Raw genomic sequence first — 24,433 nt, 5'->3', positions numbered from 1 at the left:
CCAGCGCGAGCGAGGCCGAGGTCCTGACGGTCGCCGACGCCTGACCGTCGATCGTGCTGTGGGCCCTGTGGGTCATCCGACGCGTAGGGCCCACGCGGCGACGGCCCCGGCAGCCGCGACGTTCAGCGAGTCCACTCCCCCACCCATCGGGATCCGGACGACGGTGTCGACGCCGGCCAGGGTCCGACTCGCCAACCCGTCACCCTCGGTCCCCAGCACCAGCGCCACCCGCTCCGGCGGGTCCGCGGCATACGCATCGAGAGCGACCGAGTCGTCGGACAACGCCAGCGCCGCGACGGAAACCCCGTTGTCCCGCACCCCGTCCCCCCCCGCCGGCCCCGGGTGCGCGCGCCCCGGGGAATGCCCCAGCCCGGTGAAAGCCTCGAAGGCCTCGGTGAACAGCTCCGGCCCGGAGAACCCGCCGAGCTCGTGAGTCTGGCTCAGGTGCGGCTCGAGCGAGAAGAACCCGTCGAACCCGTCCTCGCGCAGGGCCCGGATCGTCGCCACCAGCTCTCCGTCACCCCGACCCGCGGCCACGACCTCGCCGGTGGACAGGTAGGCGTCCTTGATCTGGACGTACTCGAGCAGCGGACGAATCTGGGCGTAGGCCTCGGTGAACGGTCGCACCCCCACCTGCACGAAGTTCGCGGCATCCCAGGCCGCGCGCAGGTTCGGAGACCCGACGGACTCGAGGATGTCGACGCACCTGCGAGGGATGTCGCCGTAGATCTCCTTCTCGTTCTCGTGCAGCATGATGACGTCACCGTCGGCGGCGACCTGCGCCAACACCCGCATCCGGCTCAGCACCTCGTCGCGGTGCGCGTCCGGGTCGTCCCCGGGGCGGATGAAGAACGAGAAGACCCTGATGTACCTCGCTCCGAAGTGGTGTGCGACCTGCACCGCGTGCTGCGCCCGCTGCACGTGCGGGTCGAACGGCTCGTCGATGCGGATCTTGCCGATCGGCGAGCCGATACTCGAGACCCGCAGGCCGTGGGAGTCGAGGATCTCCTTCGCGCGGGCGAGCTGAGCCTCGTCGAGGTCGAGCACGTTGGTCTGCCAGGCGCTGCGGAACTCCAGATGGGTCAGGCCGAGCCTGGACACCAGCTCGCACTGCTCCTGCAGGTCGGGTGAGATCTCGTCGGAGAATCCGGAAAGGGTCCACATGACGATGCGCTCCTCCATGACGTCGGCACGGTCGTAGGTAGGTCGTCCGGTAGCGTGCTTTGACACTACAGCCATCGGCGGCGACGCGCCCAGCACGACGACCACGGCCACAGCGACCACGAGAGGGTCCACCACCATGACAGACCAGGTCAGGCTCGGCATCATCGGGATCGGTACGCAGGGCTCCATGTACGCGCAGTTGATCTCCACCGGCGCGGTGCCGAACATGACGATCGGCGCCATCGCGGACACCGACCCGGCGGCCCTGGAACGTGCCGCGACCGCGTACCCGGACGTCCCTCGGTACGACGACTACTCTCACCTGCTCGCCTCGGGGCAGGTCGATGCGGTGGTCACCACGGTGCCGCACTACCTGCACCCCGAGATGGGCATCGCCGCGCTCACCGCCGGCCTGCACGTCATGGTCGAGAAGCCCGCCGGCGTCTACACCGCGCAGGTGCGCCGGCTCAACGAGTTCGCGGCGACCAAGCCCGACCTGACCTTCGCGATCATGTTCAACCAGCGCAACAACCCGCTCTACCAGCGGATCAAGCAGATCGTGGACGCAGGTGAGATCGGCGGCATCCGGCACACCAACTGGGTGATCACCACGTGGTGGCGCCCGCAGGGCTACTACAACCAGTCGGACTGGCGGGCCACCTGGGGCGGCGAGGGCGGCGGAGTCCTGGTCAACCAGGCCCCCCACCAGCTCGACCTGTGGCAGTGGATCTGTGGCGTACCGAAGTCCGTGACCGCGAAGGTCGCCTACGGGTTCCGCCGCGACATCGCCGTCGAGGACGAGGTGACGGCCGTCGTCGACTACGGGGACGGCGCGACCGGTGTCTTCGTCACCGCCGTGCACGACCTGGTCGGGACCGACCGCTTCGAGATCCTCGGTGACAAGGGCAAGATCGTCGTCGACGGCTCCAGGACCGCCACCGTCACCCGCCTTGTCAAGGACGAGCGGGACCTGTCCGACGAGATGGACATGGACGCCGTGCGCAGGCTGTTCATGGGCGAGCTCGACGTCGCCGGCCTGTACGAGCAGGAGGTCGTGGAGTTCGACTCACCGTGGGGAGTCCAGCACGCCGGAGTGCTCGAGAACTTCGCGGCCCACATCCTCGACGGCACGCCATTGCTCGCTCCCGGAGCCGATGGCATCAACGGGGTGCGGTTGGCCAACGCCATCCACCTGTCGTCCTGGCTGGGCACCGAGGTCCCGCTGGAGCTCGACGAGGCGGAGTACCTGCGCCAGCTGAACTCCCGCATCCGAGCCGAGGGCCGGTTCCCCGAGCGGACCGACTGACCCCGAACCGGACGACTCGGCGGGACCTGGCCGGCGCTCGGCAGGACCTGGCCGGCGGACGAGACGCTGCCGCCGCCGGTCTGGCCCGGTCGGTCAGGCGGCCCCGTCCCCGGCGCGGCGGACGGCGATCTCCTGGGTGATCTCCATGAACTTCGCCTCGGTGAGCGGGTAGCGGGCCATGATGATGAGCGACAGCAGGACGAAACCGGCGACCAGGCCCCCGGCCCAGTACTGGATGTTCTGGGCCACCCCGGGTGCCTGGGTGCCGCCGGACGATGCCACCGCCGAGCTGAACCCGGCATAGGTCAGGGCGAGCCCGCCGACGAGCCCACCGAGTGCCTGCCCCATCTTGCGGGTGAAGGAGAAGACCGCGTATGTCGTGCCCTCGGTACGCTGGCCGCTGCTCCACTCGCCGTACTCGACGCAGTCGGCCTCGAGCGCCCACATCAGGGTGTTGACGCCGTTGATCCCCATGCCGATGAGGAAGAAGGCGAGCAGCCCGAACAGCGGCACCGTGCCGAGCGGAGCGAGCCCGAGCACGATCGCGCCGGCGATGCCGATGGCGCCGAAGATGAGGTAGCCGGTGCGTTTGCCGATCGTGCGTACGACTGTGGGGATGAACGGCCCGACGACGAACAGGGCGACGGTCTGGGCCAACGTGTTCCAGGCGATGAACTGGGCGTTGCGCTGCACGTAGATGGCGATGTAGGCGCCCAAGGTGCTGAACGCGGTCAGGCCCGTCAGGAACAGCACGGCGCCAGACGACAGCCAGACGAGTGGCTTGTTCGAGGCGAGAGCGTGCAGGCTGTCGCGCAGTGATACCTGTGCGTCCGGTCTCGTCACCTGCTCCTTCGTGCTGAACACGAGGAACAGGTACAGCGCCATGCCGACCACGACGAAGGCGGCAGTCGTGATGAACAACGAGTGCTGCAGCGCGTCCGGCTCCTTGATGTTGGCCTTGATCTGTGGGGCGATGATGAACGCGAGCGCGAGGACGGCTATTGCCGCGCCGTAGCTGCGGAAGGCCGCGAGCTTGCCGCGCTCCGCCGGGACCTGGGTCAGCGACGGCGCCATCGAGCCATAGGGGATGTTGACCAGCGTGTAGAACAGCGACCCCATGAGCAGGTACGTGATGTACATGTAGAGGACCGCCGCTCCCCCGGAGATGTCCGGGAAGAGAACCTTGGCGGAGTAGATCAGCATGCTCGTCACGAGCAGCGGCAGCGAGAACCACAGGATGAACGGCCGGAACTTGCCCATCTTCCCGGGCTGCCGCGCGTCGATGATCCGCCCGGTGGCCACGTCGGTGAACGCGTCGATGAAGCGCACCACGAGGAACATCGTCCCGATGGTCGCTCCCGCGACACCGACCACGTTGGTGTAGTAGAGGATGAGGAACATCCCCGCCATGGTGAAGGTCAGGTTGTTCGCGGCGTCCCCGGCGGCATACGCCAGATAGCTCTTCAGCCCGAGCGGCTTGTGCTGGACTGCGGACTGGGTGCTCGATGCGGCGACGGACATGCTTGGCCTCACGCTCGGAGTTCGGGAATCGGTCCTGCTGCGCGACCCATGGTCACGAGATGGTCGCGCGGATGGCGTTGACGATGGCGCTGACGGCTGCTGCGGCCGGGATTCGGCTCGTGTTGAGGACCAGGTCGTAGTGGTCGGGCTCGTGCGGGTTCCACCCGTACAGCACCTTCGACATCTCCGCCCGGACGTCGTCCTCACGGGCCTGGCGCTTGGTGGCCTGCGCGACGGAGATGCCGGCCGCAGCGGCGGCACGCTCGACCCGGTCCTTGACCTCACCGGTGAGCAGCACGTGCAGCGTGCGCGGTCGATCCGCGAGGATGACGGTCGCGTTGCGGCCGATGATGACCCCACCCTCCTGGGCAGACTGGCGCACCGTGACGTTGTTGGTCGTGATCAGGTCGCGCCGCTCCTGCTGGGTGGTCACGATGTCGCGTCCCTCGAAACCGCCGTAAGCCCCGCCCATCGTGCCGAGCACGGTGGTCAGCACGGCACGGTTCTCCAGCGACGCCTCAGGGTGCTCCAGGTCGTCGGAGCTGAAAGCCTGTGCATGGAACGGCAGCCCGAGGCTCTTGGCGACCTCTTGGCCGATCTCCTCGGCGCCCGCTCCGTACTGCTCCCAGAGCGTCACGACCGGCTTGACCGACTCGTCCGTGCCACCGGGGCCGCCGACCGTTCCTTGTTCGGACATCCCAACCTCCTGATCGATGCCAGTGACGCCACCGTAGCCTCATCCGCCCCACGCGACAACGCACCCACGCCCACTGCACCGTGGCGTGGCCCGGGCGTCACGGGTCAGGCGTCCTGCTCGCCGGCCCGGCGAGCAGGTCGGCCGACGCGCGCAGGTCCTCGAGGCGGCCTTTGGCGGAGACACGCGCCGCCCGGTATGCCGCTGAGTCCGCCTCCGAGGCAACGATAGTCGCGTCGTGGCCGGCCTCCTCGAGGATGCCCGGAGACAGCGTCTCGACGGCCTGTTCGAGCGTCCTGGCGCGGCCCACAGCGAGCAGCCCGAGCGCCGCGGCCCCGAGCGCCGTCCCCTCCGCGCCGGCAGTGACGACGAGGGGCCGGCCGAGCACGGCGGCGAGGACCTCTCGCCACAGGTCGCTTCGGAACACCCCGCCGGTGCCGTGGATCGACGTGACCGGGGTTACCTCGTCGAGGCCGTCGAGAATCGTCGCGAGCTGGAAGGCGACCCCCTCGACGGCAGCCCTGATGAAGTGGCCGCGCGCGTGGTGCTGGCGTATACCGAGGAATGCGCCACGCACGTCGGCGTCCCAAAGAGGACCGCGTTCGGCGAGGAGGAAGGGCAGCATGACGAGCCCCTCGGCGCCGGGTGGGACGGCGGCGGCGAGCTCGAGGACCTCGGCGTCGGTGACCTCCGGGGCGGCCTCGGGCGGCTGTCGAGCCGGGGCGCCTGGCCGGTCCGCCACGAAGACGTCTCTGGCCCAACGGACCACCGCGCCGCCGTTGCTGATCGGGGTGCCGACGACCCAGCGGTCGTCGGTGAGCGCATAGCAGAAGAGCCGGCCGGAGGGGTCGGCGTAGGGTCCGTCGACGACGAGCCGCAGGGCACCGCTCGTGCCGAGGGAGAGCCCGGCCACGCCTCGCCGGAGGGCGCCCGTGCCGAGGTTGCCAAGGGGTCCGTCGCCGGCTCCGACGACCACTGGGGTCCCGGCGGGCAGGCCGACCTCCCGGGCGACCGCGTCGGCGAGCGGCAGCGCCTCGGTCGTGGCGAGAATGGGCGGCATCTGCTGGGGAAGGAGGCCCGCGAGACCGACTGCCTCGGGGTCCCAGGATCGGGTCGCGATGTCGAGCAGCCCGGTGCCGCTCGCCGAGGACAGCTCGGTGACGAGCCGTCCGGTCAGGGCGTGCAGGATGAGGTCCTTCAGGCCGGCCCAGGTGGTGGCGCTGACAGCGAGACCGGGCTCGTGCAGGGCGAACCAGCGCAGCTTGGTCAACGGTGCCATCGAGTGGACCGGCGTGCCGCTCGTGCGTTGCAGCTGCGCGGCGAGTGGTGTCGCGCGCAGCTCACGGGCGACGTCACGAGCCCTGGCGTCGGCCCACGTGACGATGGGCGTCAGCGGCCTGGCCTGCTCGTCGAACCCGATGACGGCGTGCATCGCCGTGCTGACACAGAGCGCGATGACGTCCACGGGCTCTCGGCCGACAGCGACCAGACCCTCCACGCATTCGCGCAGCGCCGCGACGGTGCCCGTCGTGACCGCGGTGGGATCCTGCACCCGCCAGCCGGACCGGGGCCGGATGAGAGGGTACTCACGGATGCCAGTGCTCAGTGGATCGCCCGGCTCATCGGGCCCGACCTCGAAGGCGACGACCTTCGCGGCCGTCGTGCCGACGTCGACCCCGATGACGACCTCGCGCCTGACGGAGGACGTCATCCGCCACCCCGCGACTCAAGGTCCACCAGCTGGCGCTCGACCGTCGCGGCGAGCCGGCCCTCCTGGGCCTCGGGGTCGAGCCCGATCCGGACGAGGGTCGCGCGGACCGCGTCGGCCGGGCTGCCCGTAGCGAGCGGGGTGACCTCGTCGGCGCGGGCGTCGGTGACCGGGGCACCGTGGCCACGCAGATGCGCGATCCAGGCGGCGACGGTGCGGGTGGCTCCCTCGGCGACCCGGCCTTCGCCGAGCTCTGCCTTGATGACGGGCACCGCGCGGATCGGGATCTTCTGCGAGCCGTCGGCGGCGATCTGGGCGAGCAGGTGGCGGATCTGCGGGTTGCGGTAGCGCTCGAGCAGCGCCTGCCGGTACGAGTCGATCTCCTCGGGGGGCAGCGGCAGGTGGGCGGCGGCGGCGTCCCACCACTGCTGCACCCAGCCGAGCACCTCGGGGTCGGCGATCGCGTCGGCGACCGTCTCGTGCCCGAGGACCGAAGCGCCGTAGGCCATCAGCGAGTGGGAGCCGTTGAGCAGCCAGAGCTTGCGTTGCTCGAAGGGCCTGACGTCCTCGACGATGCGGGCGCCCGCGGCGTCCCAGGCAGGGCGGCCACCCGGGAACTGCCCGGCGATGACCCACTCGGAGAAGGGCTCGGTCGGGACCGTCTCGGGGTCGTCGATGCCGGTCTGCCGCACGACCTCCTCACGGTCCGCATCGGTCGTTCGGGGCGTGATCCGGTCGACCATCGTCGTCACGAACGAGACGTTCGCGTCGATCCACGACAGCAGCGACGCGTCGACGAGCCGGGCGAGGTCGTGCACCACCCGAGAGACCATCTCGCCGTTCTCGGGGACGTTGTCGTTCGGCACCAAGGCGATAGCGCCCGCGCCGGCGGCCCGGCGCGCGAGCAGACCGGCGACGAGCCGCCCCGGCGTCGTCGTCACGACGCCCCCGGCCGGGTCGGCGGTGAGGGCGGCGATGTCGGCCTGGACCTCCACCGCCGCCGTGTCGAGCCCACCCGAGGCGTCCCGCTGGTAGCCGGCTTCGGTGACGGTGCTCGTGACGACCGCCATCGCGGGGTCGGCGAAGTAGCGTCGCAGCGCGGCCAGGTCGTCGGCGGGATGGACGGCGCTGAGCGACGAGATGACCTCTGGCACCGACCCCTCCGGGCCGCGCACGAGCAGCGTGTAGAGCCCGTCCTGCCCGCCGAGCGCCTCGGCGACTGCCGGAGAGCGGCCGGTGAACGCCGCGATCCCCCACTCGTCGGCGTCGGGAGCGTGCTCGGTGTACCACGCGGCGTGGGCGCGGAAGAAGTTGCCGACGCCGAGGTGGACGTGCCGGACCGGCGCGGCGGGGCGCCCGTCGGTCTGCCGGGACAGGCGGCGCGGTGCGGGTGACGACGCCCCCGCCGTGGGGTCACCGCCGTCGGAAGCGGACTCAGCGGCATACGACGAATTCGGGCTCACAGCTTGAACACCTGCTTCGGGACGGCGGTGACGAGGTCGACGACGGTCTGCAGCGCCTCGTCCTCCTCGATCCGATGCTCGGCGACGAGCTGGGCGAGGTAGGCGCTGTCGAGGCGGCGGGACATGTCGTGCCGGGCCGGGATCGAGCAGAAGGCGCGGGTGTCGTCGATGAACCCGGAGGTCCGGTAGAAGCCGGCGGTCTCGGTGACCGCGCCGCGGAAGCGGCGGATCGCCTCCGGCGCGTCGATGAACCACCAGGGCACGCCGAGATAGACCGCGGGATAGTAGCCGGCCAGCGGCGCGAGCTCTCGTGAGTAGACGGTCTCGTCGATGGTGAACACCACCAGGTGGAATCCCTCGCTGTTGCCGAACCGGTCCAGCAGCGGCTGCAGCCCGCGGGTGAACTCCATCGCCATCGGGATGTCGTGCCCCGTGTCGGGGCCGAACCGCTGGGCTGTCGCGGTGTCGTGGTTGCGGTAGACGCCGGGATGCAGCGTCAACACGAGGCCGTCCTCGGTTGCCATCCGGGCCATCTCGACGAGCATGTGGCGCCGCAGCGCGGTGGCCTCCGCCTCGGAGGCCTCACCCCGCAGGGCGGCCGCGTAGATCCGCTGCGCCTCGGCGTCGTCGAGGGTGAGCGTCACGACGTCGGCGTGGCTGTGGTCGGAGGAGACCGCGCCGTGGTCCTTGAAGTAGCGACGCCGCTCAGCCAGTGCGGCGAGGTAGCCCGCGTAGTCGCCGGTGTCGGTGTCGGCCGCCGTGCCCAGCGCCGCCATGAGCTCGGGGAAGCCGGGCCGGCCCGGCTCGAGGTAGCGGTCCGGGCGGAAGGTCGGCACGACGCGGCGGGTGAAGCCGGGGTCGTCCGCGATCGCCTCGTGGTAGCGCAGGTCGTCGGCCGGGTCGTCGGTCGTCGCGAGGAACGAGATGTCGAAGCGCTCCATCAGGGCGCGGGGGCGGAACTGCGGCGAAGCGAGGTGCTCGGCGATCTGGTCGTAGATGCGGTCGGCGCTCTCGGCCGAGGGGCGCTGCGTCACGCCGAAGATGTCGACGAGCTCACTCTCCATCCAGAACCTGACCGGGGTGCCGCGGAAGTCGCGCCAGTGCTCGCAGAAGTGGCGCCAGGCCTGGCGCGAGCCAGCCTCGTCGAGCGGGGAGCCGCCGGCTCCGACCGCCTCGAGCGGGACGCCCCCGGCGTGCAGGAGCCGGAAGATGTAGTGGTCCGGCGACAGCAGCAGCGAGGTCGGGTCGCCGAACGGGGTGTCCTCGGCGAGCCACTGGGGTGGGACGTGCCCGTGCGGCGAGATGATCGGCAGGTCGCGCACCGCGGCGTACAACCGGCGGGCGACTTCTCTGATGCCTGGTTCTGCGGGAAAGAGTCGGTCCGGGTGCAGGGTCAGACTCGTCGTCGCGGTCATGCTGTCATCCTCTCCACGTGCGGTTCGTCGGTCCACGGGTGTGTCTCCTGTTGTGGCCCCACCCTTGCCCGCCGTGCCGGACGACGCAAGAGTGGCCCCATGACGACGACCAGCGAGAAGGCACCCGCAACGGCCGGAGGGCAGGCCGCACGCATCGGCGGGGCGGAGGGGATCCTCGAGCCCGAGCAGGTGCGCAGCTTCATCCACGAGCAGCTCGACACGGCGGACCTCGACGGCAAGAGCGTGTGCGTCCTCGTGCCCGACGGCACCCGGACCTGCCCGATGCCGCTGCTGATGGCCGCCGTCCACGAGGCGCTGCACGGGCGTGTGTCGAGGTTGACCGTCCTGGTCGCCCTCGGGACCCACGCCGCGATGAGCGAGGCGCACCTGGGCCGGCACCTCGGCTACGAGCCGGGTCACCTCGAGCAGACCTATCCCGACATGACCGTCGTCAACCACGAGTGGTGGCGGCCGGAGACGTTCGCCAACCTCGGCACCGTCCCGGCGAACCGGCTCGAGGAGCTCTCCGAGGGGCGACTGTCCGTCGAGGTCCCGGTGCTGCTCAACAAGGCGGTCGTCGAGCACGACGTCGCCCTTGTCGTGGGGCCGGTGCTGCCGCACGAGGTCGTCGGCATCTCCGGCGGCAACAAGTACTTCTTCCCGGGCGTCGCGGGCCAGCAGATCATCGACGTGTCGCACTGGCTCGGAGCGCTCATCACGTCCGCGCAGATCATCGGCACGACCGGCATCACCCCGGTGCGCGCCCTCATCAACGAGGGCACCGCCCTGATCCCGGCCCGGAAGCTGGCCTTCTGCGTCGTCGGCGGGACCGGGTCGCACGCGGAGTCGCTGCACTCGGTCTCGTTCGGCGACACCATCGCCTCGTGGGCCGATGCCGCGCAGGTCTGCGCGGCCAGCCACGTGACCTACCTCGACGAGCCGGTCAACACCGTGCTGTCACTCGTCCCGAGGATGTACGAGGACATCTGGACCGGGGCGAAGGGCTTCTACAAGCTCGAGCCGGTCGTCGCGGACGGCGGTGAGGTCATCCTCTACGCGCCGCACATCACGCAGATCTCGGCGATGCACCCGGAGATCAACGAGATCGGCTACCACTGCCGCGACTACTTCGTGAAGCAGTGGGACCGCTTCAAGCACGTCCACTGGGGCACGCTCGCCCACTCGACCCACCTGCGCGGCGCCGGCACCTACGACGCGCAGACCGGCGAGGAACGGCTGCGGGTCCAGGTGACCCTCGCGACCGGCATCCCCGAGGAGGTCTGTCGGGCGGCCAACCTCGGCTACCGCGACCCCGGCTCGATCGACGTCGCCGCCGCAGAGGCCGACCCGGATGTCTTCGTGGTGCCCCGTGCCGGCGAGGTGCTCTTCCGGCTGCGATGAGCAGGGCCGAGAGCTCGGCACGGGTTGGCATCCGCGCCGTTCTCTGCCTGAATGGGGCCAGATCGACCAGACCGCACTGAACCGAACCGCCCGGTAACCGAAAGGTGATCCCCATGCTCCGTCCCCAGGACACGGCCACTCGCGAGAAGAAGCGCCTCGACGGGATCTGGGCGTTCCGGCTCGACGCCGAGTACCGTGGCCGGGCTCGCTCCTGGTTCGCCGCGCCCCTGCCCGACGCGGACGACATGGCGGTCCCCGCGAGCTTCAACGACGTCTCGGCCGACGCGGCGGTCCGCGACTACGTCGGCGACGTGTGGTACCAACGCATTGTACGGGTCCCCCGCGGCTGGGCCGGCCAGCGGGTCGTGCTGCACTTCGAGTCGGCGACCCACCGCGCGACCGTCTGGGTCGACGACCACGAGGTGATGAGCCACGAGGGCGGCTACACGCCCTTCGAGGCGGACATCACCGAGTTCGTCACCCCGGGCGCGGAGGCCCGGATCACCGTGTGCGTCAACAACTCCCTGAGCTTCCAGACGATCCCGCCCGGCACCATCGAGCAGACCCCGGCCGGGCCGGCCCAGCGGTACTGGCACGACTTCTTCAACTACGCCGGCCTGCACCGGTCGATCTGGCTGACCACGACGCCGCAGGCGCACCTGCAGGACGTCACGGTCGTCACCGACTACGAGGGCGGTACCGGCAGCGTCCGCTACACGGTCGAGTCCCAGAACGCCGACGGGCTCGAGGTCCGCGTCGTCCTGCGCGACGCGTCCGGCACGGAGGTGGCCACGGGCTCGGGTGCAACCGGCACCCTGACCGTCCCCGACGTGACCTTGTGGCAGCCGGGCCGAGGCTACCTGTACGCCCTCGAGGTCCAGCTCGTGGCCGGCGACGAGGTCCACGACAGCTACGTGCAGACCGTCGGCATCCGCACGGTCGAGGTCCGTGGTGCGCAGTTCCTGATCAACGGCGAGCCCTTCCAGTTCAAGGGCTTCGGCAAGCACGAGGACATCCCCGTCACCGGCAAGGGCCACGACGACGCCTGGATGGTCCACGACTTCCGCCTGCTGGACTGGATCGGCGCCAACTCCTTCCGCACCTCGCACTACCCCTATTCGGAGGACGTGCTCGACCACGCCGACCGGCACGGCATCGTCATCATCGACGAGACGGCGGCAGTGGGCCTCAACATGGGCCTCGGTGGCGGCATCTTCGGGTCGCAGGGCTACACGACGTTCAGCCCCGAGACGGTCAACGACACGACGCGGCAGGTGCACGCCCAGGCGATCCGCGAGCTCGTCGCCCGCGACAAGAACCACCCGTCGGTCGTGCTCTGGTCGATCGCGAACGAGCCCGAGAGCGACACCGAGGGTGCCGAGGACTACTTCCGGCCGCTCTTCGACGTGGCCCGCGAGGCCGACCCCACCCGTCCGGTCGGCTTCGTCAACGTCATGCTCGCGCCGTACGGCAAGTGCCGGGTCTCCCAGTTCGGCGACGTGCTCATGCTCAACCGCTACTACGGCTGGTACGTCAACACCGGTGACCTCGCCAACGCCGAGATCGCGTGGCGCGCCGAGCTCGAGGGCTGGGCGTCCGAGAACAAGCCGATCATCATCACCGAGTACGGCGCCGACACCCTGACCGGCCTGCACGCCCTCGCCCCCCAGCCCTGGGACGAGGAGTACCAGATCGCCTACCTCGAGATGAACCACCGCGTCTTCGACTCGATCCCGGCGGTCGTCGGCGAGCACGTCTGGAACTTCGCCGACTTCCAGACCACACCGGGCATCATGCGGGTCGACGGCAACAAGAAGGGCGTCTTCACCCGGGACCGCGACCCCAAGTCCGCCGCGTTCTACCTGCGCAGACGGTGGCACGGCGAGGACTGAAGCGCAAGCCGGCTCAGCGGCATACTCTCGAACAGCCCTACCCAGCAAAGGAAACCAACGTGAGCGACCTAGCCACCATCGGCGTGACCGGAATGGCCGTCATGGGCAGCAACCTGGCCCGCAACTTCGCGCGGAACGGTTACCGCGTCGCCCTGCACAACCGCACGCACGCCAAGACCGAGGCGGTCATGAACGAGCACGGCGACGAGGGAGACTTCGTCCCCTCCGAGTCGACCGCCGACTTCGTCGCCTCGCTCGAGCGGCCCCGCCGGATCATCATCATGGTCAAGGCGGGTGGGCCGACCGACGCGGTCATCGACGAGCTGACCCCGCTGCTCGAGGAGGGCGACATCGTCGTCGACGGCGGCAACGCCAACTTCGAGGACACCCGCCGGCGTGAGGCAGCGCTGCGTGAGCGCGGACTGCACTTCGTCGGGGTCGGCATCTCGGGCGGTGAGGTCGGCGCGCTCGAAGGCCCGTCGATCATGCCGGGCGGCTCGAAGGAGTCGTATGCCGCCCTCGGGCCGATGCTCGAGAAGATCTCCGCCCAGGTGGACGGTGAGCCGTGTTGCGCCTGGATGGGTCCGGACGGTGCGGGGCACTTCGTCAAGATGGTGCACAACGGCATCGAGTACGCCGACATGCAGTTCATCGCCGAGTCCTACGACGTGCTCTCGGCGGCCGGGATGACCGCGGCCGAGATCGCAGAGGTGTTCCGAGGCTGGAACACCGGCGAACTCGACTCCTTCCTCGTCGAGATCACGGCGGACGTGCTCGCCCAGGCCGACGCCAGGAGCGGCGAGCCGCTCGTCGAGGTCATCGTCGACGCGGCCGAGCAGAAGGGCACGGGTCGCTGGACGGTGCAGACCGCGCTCGAGATGGGTGTCCCGGTCTCCGCGATCGCCGAGGCCGTGTTCGCCCGGTCCGCGTCGGGCGACTCCGCGATCCGGGACGCGTGCCGCGGCGTGCTGAGCGGGCCGGAGCGCCGGGTCGACGCCGAGCGCCAGCAGCTGGTCGACGACGTGCGGCAGGCCCTGTGGAGCTCGAAGGTCGTCGCCTACGCGCAAGGACTCGAGCAGATCCGCCGGGCCAGCGAGGACTACGGCTGGGGCGTCGACATCGCCACCGTCGCGCGGATCTGGCGCGGCGGATGCATCATCCGCGCCCGCCTGCTCAAGCAGATCAGCGACGAGTACGCCGCGCACCGGCTCGCGACCCTGCTCGTCGCGCCCAGCATCAAGCAAGGGCTCGCCGAGCGGCAGGACGCGTGGCGACGCGTCGTGGCCCAGGCGACAGCGGCAGGGGTGCCGGTGCCCGGCTTCTCGATCGCCCTCGCCTACTACGACACGATGCGCGCGGAGCGGCTGCCCGCGGCGCTCGTGCAGGGCCTGCGGGACAACTTCGGCGCGCACACGTACCGCCGCACCGACGCGCCCGGGACGTTCCACACGCTCTGGGCCCAGGACCGGTCGGAGGTGCAGACCGACTGACGCGGTCGAGCAGAGCGGAGCGTGCGGTCGAGGGGTCTGAGCGTTGTTGGGTGCCGCACGGGTGGGACTTGCGCCGATGGGTGAGACTGGGGCCATGAGCGCAGCCCCCGCCTCCCGATCGAGCGTGCAGCAATCCCGATCGAGTGTGCACCAGTCCTCATCGACAGTGCAGCAGTCCTCATCGAGCGTGCAGCAGTCCTCATCGACAGTGCACAAGTCCTCATCGAGCGTGCAGCAGTCCTCATCGACAGTGCAGCAGTCCTCATCGACAGTGCACAAGTCCTCATCGAGCGTGCAGAAATCAGGATCGAGTGTGCACCTCCACGTGGAGCTACCGCCCGATCTGGCGACCCTCGATGACCGAGCTGGTCAGTTGCTCGGCGAGGCCGTGCCGTCGGGACGGCTCGGTGTCGCGTTCTCCGGGGGGGTCGACTCCGGGCTGCTGCTCGCCCTGGCCGTGCGCCACCTCGGAGCGGTGCGGGTCGTTGCCGTCATCGGGGTCTCCCCCAGCCTCGCCGCCGACGAGCTGACGGCAGCCCGAGGAGTCGCGGCCGCTATCGGGGCGCCGGTCGTCGAGGTGGCCACGCACGAGGGTGACAACCCGCTCTATCGGGCCAACGGGCCGGATCGGTGCTTTCACTGCAAGGACGAGCTGTTCACCCGCATCTCCGACGAGGTGGCCGAGGCTCACGGGCTCGGCGCGGTCGCCTACGGAGAGAACGCCGACGACGCGCAGCGCCCCGACCGGCCGGGCGCCAGGGCCGCCGCCAACCACGCGGTGCTGCGTCCGCTGGCCGATGCAGGTCTGACCAAGGCCGACGTGCGCGCGCTGGCCCGCGCCTTCGCCCTGCCCAACGCCAACAAGCCCGCCGCGCCGTGCCTCGCCTCGCGCATCCCACACTTCTCCGAGGTCGACCCGGACAAGCTCCGGCAGGTCGAGGCTCTCGAGCGTGTCGTCCACGGGCTCGGCTTCCCCGACTGCCGCGTCCGTCACCATGGCGAGGTCGCCCGGATCGAGTTGCCCGAGGACGACATCGTGCGAGCCATGCAGCCAAGCACCCGAGTCACCGTGCAGCGGGCGGGCATCGAGGCCGGTTTCCGCTTCGTCGCCGTCGACGTGGCCGGCATCCAGTCCGGTGCCTTCACCCTGCCCCTCGTCGAGGCCGGGCATGCCTGAGCCGGCCCAACCCACCTCGGACACAACGGCTTCCGACGAGCTCACTGCCGTGAGCGGCATACCGCTGGACGTCGCGGACCTCGACGGGATCGCCGAGCTCGACCTCGGGCGTGCGGCGCGAAGGGGCTTCCCGGAGGCGGTCTTCTGCGAGGGCAAGACGGTCACCCAGGTGCGTGCGATCGCGGCCCGGTTGAGGCGTGCGAGGGCGGCGGACGAGACGACGGGCGCGTCGCTGTTCACGCGCGCCTCCGCCGAGCAGGCCGCGGCCATCCTCGAGGTGCTGCCCGAGGCGCTGCACGACGAGACGGCCCGGCTGCTTGCCTGGCCGCCGACGGCGCCCGAGCCGACCGGGGGTCTCGTCGCGGTCTTCTGTGCGGGGACGTCGGACCTGCCGGTGGCGCGCGAGGCCGTCCTGACGATCACCTACCTCGGCCGGCCGACCGAGCTCGCCGTCGACGTCGGCGTGGCCGGGCTGCATCGGATCCTCGGGCGCGTCGACCTCATCGAACAGGCCCGCGCGATCGTCGTCGTGGCCGGGATGGACGGTGCGCTGGCGAGCGTCGTGGCCGGTCTGGCGCGTGCCCCCGTTGTCGCAGTACCGACGTCGGTCGGGTATGGCGCGGCGTTCGGTGGCCTGGCGCCGCTGCTGACGATGCTCAACGCGTGCGCGCCGGGGGTCGGCGTCGTCAACATCGACAACGGGTATGGCGCAGGGCACCTCGCCGCGCAGATCGCCGCACCTGCCTGAACCCAGGGACTGTCGCCGCCAGGGCGTGCTGCCTGCCCGGTCAAGTCGCGCGTCATGTCGCGCTCTCGGACCGGCCCCAGCACGCACCGGCACGGCTCCGGCGACACGACCCGCGACATGACCTGCGATCCGCTCGCCTCCGGCGACACGACCTGCGATCTGACCGGCGGCAGCACCACTCCGGCGACATGACCAGATCTTGGTCACGGACTCTCACCTTGGGCAGGAGCGATGCAGCACCCCATTCGGCGGGGAGATGCCGCTCTTCAGCGCTTGAGGTCGTGCCGCACCTCGGCGCCGCCGACGAGGCCAGCAGCGACCGCCGCTGCCCGGGCAGTATCCAGCACGTCCCGGACCGGCCGGCCCAGCGCGCCGGCCGCCGCCACGACATCCCGGAACTCAGGTGTCGCCTGCACGATCCGCCCGTCGCGATAGGCGATCTTGACACCGATCTCGCGTCCCTCGACCTCGACGGTCGCCCACCCCCGCGGCAGCTCAGAGCGCCGAACCTCGCTCTCCCGCAGGCCGATCGTGCTGGTCAACGACAGGACCAGGTCGCGCAGCGCCGCCAGCTCATCGTGCCGGGCGAGGACCGAGAGAACGTGCGCTGGACGGCCGCGCTTCATCAGAATGGGGACGAGCCAGGCATCCGCCGCCCCGGCGTCGAGCAAGGCCTGGATGACCGTCGGCCACACCCGTGGGTCGAGGTCGTCGATGTTGGCCTCCAGCAGTGTCATCGGGCGCTCCATGAGCCCGACCGCCCCGGTGGCGACCGGGGAGCCGGCCGCCTCGTCCGTCACAGTCCGCACTCCCAGGGCGACCCGCACGACGTTGGCTTGGCCCTCGACCTCCCGGGTGCCAGCCCCGACACCGGCGGCCAGCAGGTGCATTCCCGGGAGCGGGCCCTGCTCGGAGGCAAGCGTCGTCACGAGGGAGACCCCGGTGGGAGTCGCGAGCTCCCCCTCGCCACCGGCCTCGACCTGCCAGCCCTGCGCAAGCCCGACGACGGCAGGTACCGGCACCGGCAGGCGCCCGTGCGACCCGTGCACCCAGCCGCTGCCGACCGCAATCGGGCTCACGACAACCTCGTCGACCCCGAGGTCCTCCAGACCGGCACAGACCCCGACGACGTCGGCGATCGAGTCCCACGACCCGACCTCGTGGAACTCGACGTCATCGACCTCGACGCGGTGGGCGGCACCTTCGACCCGCGCGAGTGCCTCGAAGGCCGCGAGTGCGCGACGGCGCGTCCGCTCCGGCAGCTCAGCGCCTCCGATCCGGTCGCGGATCTCGGCCCAGCTCCGGTGGTGCTGGTCCGATGCCACCAGCTCGACGTGCGCCTTGGCCGCGCGCAGCCCTGCACGCGTCGTCTCGGAAACACTGATCCGGACCGTGTCGGGGATGACAGCGTCGACGCACCCCTGGACCACCTCGAGCTCGGCGCCCAGGTCGAGCAGCGCCCCGAGCAGCATGTCACCGGCCAGTCCGGCCGACGCGTCGACCCACGCGACAACCGATCCCTGACCCCGAGCCTCCACGCTGGACAGGCTAGTCCGCCTCTGAGCGTCGTGGTCGGTCACCTAGGTCGAGGAGTTTCTCGATCCGACCCCCCGTGCTCGGCACGATGGGACTCTGGGTACGCACCCCGACCAATGGTCGTTCGTCGGCACCATCGGCGGGACGGCGATGCCCACACCAGGCCTGCGACCCCGATCAGGACGAGGCGCGCCTCCGGTCGGGACGCCAGACGACGAGGGCCTGCGACCGGATCGGTCGCGGTGGGCGACGCCCCGGTGGGACCGCGACGACGTCACCTCGCGCACCGGCAGCGAAGACCCGGCCCGCCTGCGCGGCCGCGTCCCGCGCCGACTCCAGCTCGTCGGCGAGCTGCGCGACGCGGGAGCGGAGCGCCTCGACCTGGTGCTCAAGCTCGAGGATGCGCTGGATCCCGACGAGGGAAACCCCCTCGTGGGACAGGCGCTGGACCTCATGGAGCAGGTCGACGTCGCGGCTGCTGTAGCGCCGCCCGCCACCGCGGGTGCGGGACGGCGTGACGATGCCCATCCGGTCGTACTGGCGCAGGGTCTGCGCATGCATCCCGGCCAGCTGGGCCGCGACGGAGATGACGAAGACCGGCGCGTCGTCGTCCGGGACCGCGCCGCGGCGTCTGGTCTGCCCTGCCGTCGTCCTCACCTCCTGCCCGTGCAGCCCGGGTTCCTTGCTCGATCCGGTTCAGCTCGCAGCTCTCATGCGCGAAAGTCTCCCGCGCCTAGGTCCGCGCCTTGGCGAACAGCTCGGCACGCGGGTCGTAGCCGTTCTCGGCCGAGGCCATCTTCTCGATCGCCGCACGGGCCTCGTCGGTCAGCCGTTGCGGGACGACGACCTGAACCTTGGCGAGCAGGTCGCCGCTCTTGTCACCGCGCTTGACACCGCGTCCCTTGAGTCGCAGCACCCGCCCGCTCGGCGTGCCCGCTGCAACCTTGACCTTGACCGACTTCCCGTCGAGCGTCGGCACCGGCACCGTCGCACCGAGCGCCGCTTCGGCGAAGGTCACCGGTAGGTCGACGGTCAGGTTGTCGCCGTCCCGGCCGAAGACGGGGTGCGGGTCGACGGTCACCGTGAGGATGAGGTCGCCCTTAGGCGCACCAGGGTCCCCGGCACGACCCTTGCCGCGCAGCTTGATCTTCTGGCCGTCCTTGACACCGGCGGGGATCCGCACGTTGATCCGGCCCAGCTCGGGCGACTGGAGCGAGACGGTCGAGCCCTCGACGGCGTCGCGGAAGCCGATGCGCGTCGAAGCCTGCACGTCGGCCCCGTGCCGCGGGCCACGCGGCGCGCCATAGCCGCCATACCCGGGCGCCGCACCGCCACCGAACAGTCCCCCGAGAAGATCCTCTAGGTCGGGACCCGAGGCACCCTGGCCGCCCGTGCCGAAGCGCATGCCCTGCCCGCCGGTGCCGAACGCGGAGAAGAGGTCCTCGAAGCTCGCACCGCCCGCTCCACCAGGGCCACCGGCCGTGAAGCGCGCTCCGCCGTGGGCCATCGCCCGGATCGCGTCGTACTCCTTGCGCTGCGTCGGGTCGGACAGGACGGCGTACGCCTCGCCGATCTCCTTGAACCGCTCCTCGGCTCTGGGGTCGCCCTGGTTCTGGTCGGGGTGCATCTTGCGCGCGAGCTTGCGATAGGTCTTCTTGATCGTCGCCTCGTCGGCTTCCTGCGACACGCCGAGGATCGCGTAGAAGTCCTTCTCGAACCAATCCTGGCTAGCCATCCCGGCGCACCTCCTCGTTACTCATCACAGTCTCACGTATGCCGCTGGGCTGGCTGCCCAGCCTCGCGGCCTGTCGCTCAGGCGGGGTCGGCAACCGAGACCCGCGCGGGCCGCACGAGCCGCTCGCCGTTGCGATATCCCGGCTGGAAGATCTGCACGACAGTCGTGCCGGTCGCGCCCTCCGGAACGGCGGCCTCGACGTGCATCAGCGCCTCGTGCACGTTCGGGTCGAACTCGTCGCCGACCGTGCCGACGCGTTCGATACCGAGCCGTCCGAGGGTCTCCTCGAGCTTGTCGGCGATCGCCGCGAACGGCCCCGACTCGAGGTCACCCGCCTGCCGGGCGAAGTAGATGTCGTCGAGGACCGGCAGGAGTGCCTCGACGACGCTGCTGACCGCGCCGACCCGGATGAGCTCTCGATCGCGGTCGACCCGCTTCTTGTAGTTGACGTACTCGGCCTGTAGGCGCTGCAGGTCGGCGAGCAGCGACGCAGCCATGGTGTCCTCCTCGGCCAGGTCCGCTGCGGCTGGTGCGTGGTCATACTCATCCTCGCCGCCCGGCTCGGCCGACGCGCCGGCGCCCCCGTCGGCGTAGACCGGGCCGCGGCCCGGCCCGGCCGGAGCGCCGGCTGCGCCGGCGCCGTCGGCCAGGTCAGGACCCGGACCCTCGGTGGAACCCGGAACGGCTCCCTCGGCTGTGTCGGGGCCGGTGCTCTCGAGGGCGCCTGAGCCGTCGTCCTCAGGGCGGGCCTGCTCGGGCCGGGCGTCCTCGGGGCGGGCCTCGGGGTCCATCTGGCTCACTTGGCTTCCTGGTCGTCGTCGATGACCTCGGCGTCGACGACGTCCTCGTCGGCACCGGCCTGGCCGCTCTGGCCCGAGGTCTGGCCGTCCGACGACCCGTCTGATGATCCAGCCGACGCGCCGGCGCCGCTTGCGGCGGAAGCCTGCTCGGCGGCATACACCGCCTGGCCCATGGCCTGCGACTTCTCGTTGAGCGTGTCGACCTTGGCTCGGAGGTCCGCGGCGCTCGCCTCGGAGCCCTCCGTGAGGGCGGACTTGAGGTCGGCCAGGGCCTCCTCGACCGGGGTCTTGGCGTCGGCCGGGACCTTGTCGCCGGACTCCTTGAGGAAGTGTTCGGTCGAGTAGACGAGCTGCTCGGCCTGGTTGCGGACCTCGGCCTCCTCGCGGCGCTTCTTGTCCTCCTCGGCGTGCGCCTCGGCGTCCTTGACCATCCGCTCGATGTCCTCCTTGGAGAGGGCCGAGCCGCCGGTGATCGTCATCGTCTGCTCCTTGCCGGTGCCCTGGTCCTTGGCGGAGACGTTGACGATGCCGTTGGCGTCGATGTCGAAGGTGACCTCGATCTTCGGCACACCGCGGCGGGCCGGCGCGATGCCGGTCAGCTCGAAGGTGCCGAGCGACTTGTTGTGCTGGGCGATCTCGCGCTCACCCTGGAAGACCTGGATGAGAACCGACGGCTGGTTGTCGTCGGCGGTCGAGAAGATCTCGGAGCGCTTCGTCGGGATGGCGGTGTTGCGGTCGATGAGCTTGGTCATCAGCCCGCCCTTGGTCTCGATGCCGAGCGACAGGGGCGTGACGTCGATGAGCAGCACGTCCTTGCGCTCACCCTTCAGCACACCGGCCTGCAGGCTGGCGCCCATGGCCACGACCTCGTCAGGGTTGACACCCTTGTTGGGCTCCTGACCGCCGGTCAGCTCCTTGACGAGGCTGGTGACGGCCGGCATCCGGGTGGAGCCACCGACGAGCACGACGTGGTCGATCTCGGCGACCTTGATGCCCGCGTCGGCGATCACCTTGTTGAAGGGGGCCTTGCAGCGGTCGAGCAGCGCCTTGGTCATCTGCTCGAACTGCGCCCGGGTGAGGTTCTCGTCGAGGTGGATGGGGCCATCGGGGGTCATCGAGATGTACTGCGCCGAGATGTTCGTGGAGGTCGCGGTCGACAGCTCCTTCTTGGCGCGCTCGGCCTCGTCACGCAGGCGCTGCATCGCGATCTTGTCCTTGGAGAGGTCCTGACCGGTCTTGTTCTTGACCTGGGTGATGAGGTGCTTCATCACGAGGTCGTCCCAGTCGTCGCCGCCGAGGGCGTTGTCACCGTTGGTGGCCCGCACCTGAATGGTGGCGAAGCCGTCTTCGGCGTCCTTGCCCACCTCGAGGAGGGACACGTCGAAGGTGCCGCCACCGAGGTCGAAGACGAGGATGAGCTCGTCCTCCTTGCCCTTGTCGAGGCCGTAGGCGAGCGCCGCCGCAGTCGGCTCGTTGATGATGCGCAGGACGTTCAGGCCGGCGATCTCGCCGGCCTCCTTGGTGGCCTGCCGTTCGGCGTCGTCGAAGTAGGCCGGGACGGTGATGACGGCGTCGGTCACGCTCTCGCCGAGGTAGGACTCCGCGTCGCGCTTGAGCTTCTGCAGGATGCGGGCGCTGATCTCCTGCGCGGTGTATCGCTTGCCGTCGATCTCGGGGCTCTTCCAGTCGCTGCCCATGTGGCGCTTGACCGAGCGGACCGTCCGGTCGACGTTCGTGACGGCCTGGCGCTTGGCGACCTCGCCGACGAGCACCTCGCCGTTCTTGGAGAACGCGACGACGGACGGGGTGGTGCGGCCGCCCTCGGCGTTCGCGATGATGGTCGGCTCGCCGCCCTCGAGGACGGAGACGGCCGAGTTGGTGGTACCGAGGTCGATTCCGACCGCACGTGCCATGAGTGGTTCTCCTTGGTGTGTCGTTCCGGGGCCGTATGCCGCTCAGCCCGGTCTCGCAGACCGGCTCAGTGACGCTCGGGCCGCGTTGGTTCTTGGGGTCCCGCTCAATCTGCTCTGCCCGACCTTGACTTGTCAAGACGAGGCTCGCGAATCTTGCGTTCACTCGACTCAACTTTGGCGGCGCCCGGATTGTTCCCGGGTACGACGAACGAGATCAGGCCAGTAGTTGTGGGTTGACGCGCATCTTGTCGGCTTGCCATTAACTTGTCGGGCGCGTGTCGGTCTGCCAACTAAAGTGACGAGCGCGAGCAGGCTGGCGACATGGAGCTGCCCACGGCGCTCGCATCGACAGAATTGCGGTACTGCACCCCATCTGGCGAGGAAGTCGTGACGACCCTGAGCGAGGTCGAGGAGGCTCCGATTGTTGCCGGGTCCCCAGTGCGTGAGTTCTCGTGGCACCCTCGCCAGGGCAACTACCCGGGATGGTTGTGGACGTCGACGACAGGGACGCTCGTGGGCTACGAGAGCCTGCTGGAGCGCGACCGGGTCCTGCTGGCCGACTTCGATGTTGCGGTGACGGGGATCGCCAGTCAGCCGTTCTGGCTCAGCGGCCTCGACGAGGATGTACCGCGCCGTCACGCTCCGGACTATCTCCTGGCCTGTCCGCACGTGGTCGCTCCCGCCCACCGGCAGCAGGTCGTGCGTGGACTGCCACAGGCAGGGTGCCGTCAATCACTGGCTGCCCTGAGGGTTTCGACAAGATGCCGACAACGGTTCGCCGGCACGTTCGCGTCCAAGCGCACATCAGATCACTGTAGAGCCGGCAGATCGCGCGAGAACCTTCATAGTAGTCAGGAGGATGTGCGACAACGAGCGAGAGCGGACCACCACCTATCCCGCCACGGCCGGATAGTGAGCGGCCAGACCGGGTCCCGACCACCACCTATCCCGCCACGGCCGGATAGTGAGCGGCCAGACCGGGTCCCGACCACCACCTATCCCGCCGCGTGTCACGCCGATCTGCACCGTGCAAGACGTCGCCGGTATCCGATTGAGCCCGCCAATGTCCCGGCAGCACGCTTGTGACATGGACATCGACATCGCGCTGGCCAACGAACGGCTCGTCGCCGACGGCGCCTACGCCTACGTTCGCGAGAACCCCAGCGATCTCTACCGAGTGAAGACCAATCAACACGCCTTCGTGGAAGTCCTCGAAGACCACCTCAAGCCGCTCATCTTCGAGGACGACGACTACCCCGTCGCGTTCGAGGTCCGCATCCCCGGTGTGGCGATCAACCCTCGGTTCAACGCCGGACGCATGACCTTCGTGCGCAATCGAGTGCCCGTCTTCGCGGTCCTGGGAAGTCTCGCTGGCGGCGACTCCGTCGACGAAGTCATGCACTTCACACTCAGCGGCTCGTCCTGCATCCGATCGACACCGCTGAAGGAGGACGTATCGTCAGCCGGCGACCGATGGAGGGCGACCGGTGGGCAGCAGACTTCCCGTTTGACGGCGACGTCCTCGGCGCAACCGCCTACCTGCGGGCGACCGCCGAGCACGGCGATCAGCGTCCCTGGGGGTTCTACCGCATCACCCGAGCCGCGGACGGCCAGGCGATCGGGGGCATCGGCTTCAAAGGGCAGCCGGAGGATGGCTGTGTCGAAGTCGGTTATGGACTCGCCCCGTCGGCCCGCGGCCACGGGTACGCCGCCGAGGCGCTCGCCGCCCTGATCAGCCTGGCCGCCGACCCACGGACTGGCCTCGGTCGTCGCCGACACTGCCCAGGGCAACATCGCCTCACAGAGGACACTCGAACGAGCCGGGTTCGAGCGCGTACGCAGCGAAGGCCAGCAGCACTTCTACGTGATGCGCTTGCGCCAGCCGACCTGACTGCCCCCGGCTACAGTGCGATATGACCGATCACGCCACCCCGAACCTGCCCGCACGCGACTTCGTGGTGACTTCCGCGTTCTACGCGACCCTGGGCTTCACAGAGGACTACCGTGACAGCGACTGGATGATCCTCACGCGCGACGGACTCAACCTCGAATTCTTCCCGTATCCGGACCTCGACCCCGCGACCAGCTCGTTCGGCTGCTGCCTTCGCCTTGACGACGTCGACGACTTCTACGCCGCATGCCGCGACGCCGGCCTTCCGGTGACGACCAAGGGGTGGCCGCGCATCCACCCGCCGAGACGTGAGAAGTCCGGGCTTCGCATCGGCGCACTCATCGACCCCGACGGCACCCTCTTGCGTCTCGTCCAGAACCCGTAACAGGCTGCCGACTGTGACAACCCCCCGGCTACGCGCCCCGGCCCGCGTCAGCACGACCCGAATCGGCCGGGGTTGCGTCGGTTGTCAGTCGTACGCGCCGATCAGCCAGGCCCTGCCCCCACAGCTGCCGCCCGCTGTGCCTTGGAGTGTTCCCGATTTTTTGGACAGGCAGATTAGGCTGCCAATTCGCTGAT

At 69.9% G+C, this 24,433-nt stretch carries 19 protein-coding genes and 2 pseudogenes; 8 read left to right on the top strand and 13 right to left on the bottom strand.

Features of this window, described 5'->3' with window-relative positions; all coding sequences use genetic code 11:
• Positions 1 to 72: 72 nt before the first annotated feature.
• Both L0H79_RS08990 and L0H79_RS08985 read right to left on the bottom strand, forming a co-directional pair.
• A pseudogene (locus L0H79_RS08990) lies at positions 73 to 336 on the bottom strand (TrmH family RNA methyltransferase); the annotation flags it as partial.
• A 117-nt stretch (positions 337 to 453) separates the two neighbouring features.
• A pseudogene (locus tag L0H79_RS08985) lies at positions 454 to 1,164 on the bottom strand (sugar phosphate isomerase/epimerase family protein); the annotation flags it as partial.
• Positions 1,165 to 1,300: 136 nt separating this feature from the next.
• On the opposite strand from L0H79_RS08985, the gene L0H79_RS08980 reads away from it, so the two are divergent.
• Complete coding sequence (locus tag L0H79_RS08980) at positions 1,301 to 2,470, top strand: Gfo/Idh/MocA family protein (RefSeq protein WP_301484262.1); 1,170 nt, start codon at positions 1,301 to 1,303, stop codon at positions 2,468 to 2,470.
• Positions 2,471 to 2,563: 93 nt separating this feature from the next.
• Here the strand turns inward: L0H79_RS08980 and L0H79_RS08975 are convergent, their stop codons facing one another.
• From L0H79_RS08975 to uxaC, 5 genes are all read right to left on the bottom strand, one after another.
• Positions 2,564 to 3,991: a glycoside-pentoside-hexuronide (GPH):cation symporter gene (locus tag L0H79_RS08975; protein ID WP_301484261.1), complete on the bottom strand. Its 1,428-nt coding sequence runs from the start codon at positions 3,989 to 3,991 to the stop codon at positions 2,564 to 2,566.
• 52 nt (positions 3,992 to 4,043) lie between these two features.
• Complete coding sequence (locus L0H79_RS08970) at positions 4,044 to 4,688, bottom strand: AAA family ATPase (protein ID WP_301484260.1); 645 nt, start codon at positions 4,686 to 4,688, stop codon at positions 4,044 to 4,046.
• 97 nt (positions 4,689 to 4,785) lie between these two features.
• Positions 4,786 to 6,396 (bottom strand): gluconokinase, encoded by a 1,611-nt coding sequence (locus L0H79_RS08965; protein ID WP_301484259.1) that lies wholly within the window; start codon positions 6,394 to 6,396, stop codon positions 4,786 to 4,788.
• The gene (locus L0H79_RS08960; RefSeq protein WP_301484258.1) at positions 6,393 to 7,856 is read right to left on the bottom strand and encodes a mannitol dehydrogenase family protein; all 1,464 of its coding nucleotides are present in this window, start codon (positions 7,854 to 7,856) and stop codon (positions 6,393 to 6,395) included. The genes L0H79_RS08965 and L0H79_RS08960 overlap by 4 nt, the downstream gene beginning before the upstream one ends.
• Positions 7,853 to 9,271, bottom strand: coding sequence for a glucuronate isomerase (uxaC, locus tag L0H79_RS08955; protein ID WP_301484257.1), 1,419 nt, complete (start codon positions 9,269 to 9,271; stop codon positions 7,853 to 7,855). The genes L0H79_RS08960 and uxaC overlap by 4 nt, the downstream gene beginning before the upstream one ends.
• Positions 9,272 to 9,370: 99 nt before the next feature.
• Here uxaC and L0H79_RS08950 point away from each other — a divergent pair, with 99 nt between their 5' ends.
• From L0H79_RS08950 to larB, 5 genes are all read left to right on the top strand, one after another.
• Positions 9,371 to 10,672, top strand: a complete 1,302-nt coding sequence (locus tag L0H79_RS08950) for a lactate racemase domain-containing protein (protein WP_301484256.1) — start codon at positions 9,371 to 9,373, stop codon at positions 10,670 to 10,672.
• A 113-nt stretch (positions 10,673 to 10,785) separates the two neighbouring features.
• Positions 10,786 to 12,564 (top strand): beta-glucuronidase, encoded by a 1,779-nt coding sequence (gene uidA, locus L0H79_RS08945; protein WP_301484255.1) that lies wholly within the window; start codon positions 10,786 to 10,788, stop codon positions 12,562 to 12,564.
• Positions 12,565 to 12,623: 59 nt separating this feature from the next.
• Positions 12,624 to 14,054 (top strand): NADP-dependent phosphogluconate dehydrogenase, encoded by a 1,431-nt coding sequence (gndA, locus tag L0H79_RS08940; protein WP_301484254.1) that lies wholly within the window; start codon positions 12,624 to 12,626, stop codon positions 14,052 to 14,054.
• A 313-nt stretch (positions 14,055 to 14,367) separates the two neighbouring features.
• The gene (larE, locus tag L0H79_RS08935; protein WP_301484253.1) at positions 14,368 to 15,231 is read left to right on the top strand and encodes an ATP-dependent sacrificial sulfur transferase LarE; all 864 of its coding nucleotides are present in this window, start codon (positions 14,368 to 14,370) and stop codon (positions 15,229 to 15,231) included.
• Complete coding sequence (larB, locus tag L0H79_RS08930) at positions 15,224 to 15,979, top strand: nickel pincer cofactor biosynthesis protein LarB (protein ID WP_301484252.1); 756 nt, start codon at positions 15,224 to 15,226, stop codon at positions 15,977 to 15,979. The genes larE and larB overlap by 8 nt, the downstream gene beginning before the upstream one ends.
• A 266-nt stretch (positions 15,980 to 16,245) precedes the next feature.
• On the opposite strand, the gene larC is transcribed toward larB, so the two are convergent.
• The 6 genes from larC to L0H79_RS22215 form a co-directional block, all read right to left on the bottom strand.
• Entirely contained in the window at positions 16,246 to 17,517 is a 1,272-nt protein-coding gene (gene larC / locus L0H79_RS08925) for a nickel pincer cofactor biosynthesis protein LarC (protein WP_301484251.1), read from the bottom strand.
• Positions 17,518 to 17,692: 175 nt separating this feature from the next.
• Positions 17,693 to 18,172 (bottom strand): helix-turn-helix transcriptional regulator, encoded by a 480-nt coding sequence (locus tag L0H79_RS08920; RefSeq protein WP_301484250.1) that lies wholly within the window; start codon positions 18,170 to 18,172, stop codon positions 17,693 to 17,695.
• A gap of 76 nt (positions 18,173 to 18,248) precedes the next feature.
• The gene (locus tag L0H79_RS08915) at positions 18,249 to 19,250 is read right to left on the bottom strand and encodes a DnaJ C-terminal domain-containing protein (RefSeq protein WP_301484249.1); all 1,002 of its coding nucleotides are present in this window, start codon (positions 19,248 to 19,250) and stop codon (positions 18,249 to 18,251) included.
• 77 nt (positions 19,251 to 19,327) lie between these two features.
• Entirely contained in the window at positions 19,328 to 20,041 is a 714-nt protein-coding gene (locus L0H79_RS08910; RefSeq protein WP_367652451.1) for a nucleotide exchange factor GrpE, read from the bottom strand.
• Positions 20,042 to 20,046: 5 nt separating this feature from the next.
• On the bottom strand, positions 20,047 to 21,963 hold the full coding sequence (gene dnaK, locus L0H79_RS08905) for a molecular chaperone DnaK (RefSeq protein WP_301484247.1): 1,917 nt from the start codon (positions 21,961 to 21,963) through the stop codon (positions 20,047 to 20,049).
• A 943-nt stretch (positions 21,964 to 22,906) separates the two neighbouring features.
• Entirely contained in the window at positions 22,907 to 23,365 is a 459-nt protein-coding gene (locus tag L0H79_RS22215; RefSeq protein ID WP_367652450.1) for a hypothetical protein, read from the bottom strand.
• 71 nt (positions 23,366 to 23,436) lie between these two features.
• Between L0H79_RS22215 and L0H79_RS22210 the strand changes: the two genes are divergently transcribed.
• The gene (locus tag L0H79_RS22210; protein WP_367652449.1) at positions 23,437 to 23,880 is read left to right on the top strand and encodes a GNAT family N-acetyltransferase; all 444 of its coding nucleotides are present in this window, start codon (positions 23,437 to 23,439) and stop codon (positions 23,878 to 23,880) included.
• A complete protein-coding gene (locus tag L0H79_RS08895) occupies positions 23,877 to 24,239 on the top strand; it encodes a bleomycin resistance protein (protein WP_301484245.1) in 363 nt (120 codons plus the stop codon). The genes L0H79_RS22210 and L0H79_RS08895 overlap by 4 nt, the downstream gene beginning before the upstream one ends.
• Positions 24,240 to 24,433: the final 194 nt, after the last annotated feature.

This window comes from Intrasporangium sp. (assembly GCF_030452765.1).
Classification (GTDB): Bacteria; Actinomycetota; Actinomycetes; order Actinomycetales; family Dermatophilaceae; genus Intrasporangium_A.
Note: the sequence above shows the minus strand (reverse complement) of the source record. Positions and strands in the feature narration are given on the sequence as shown.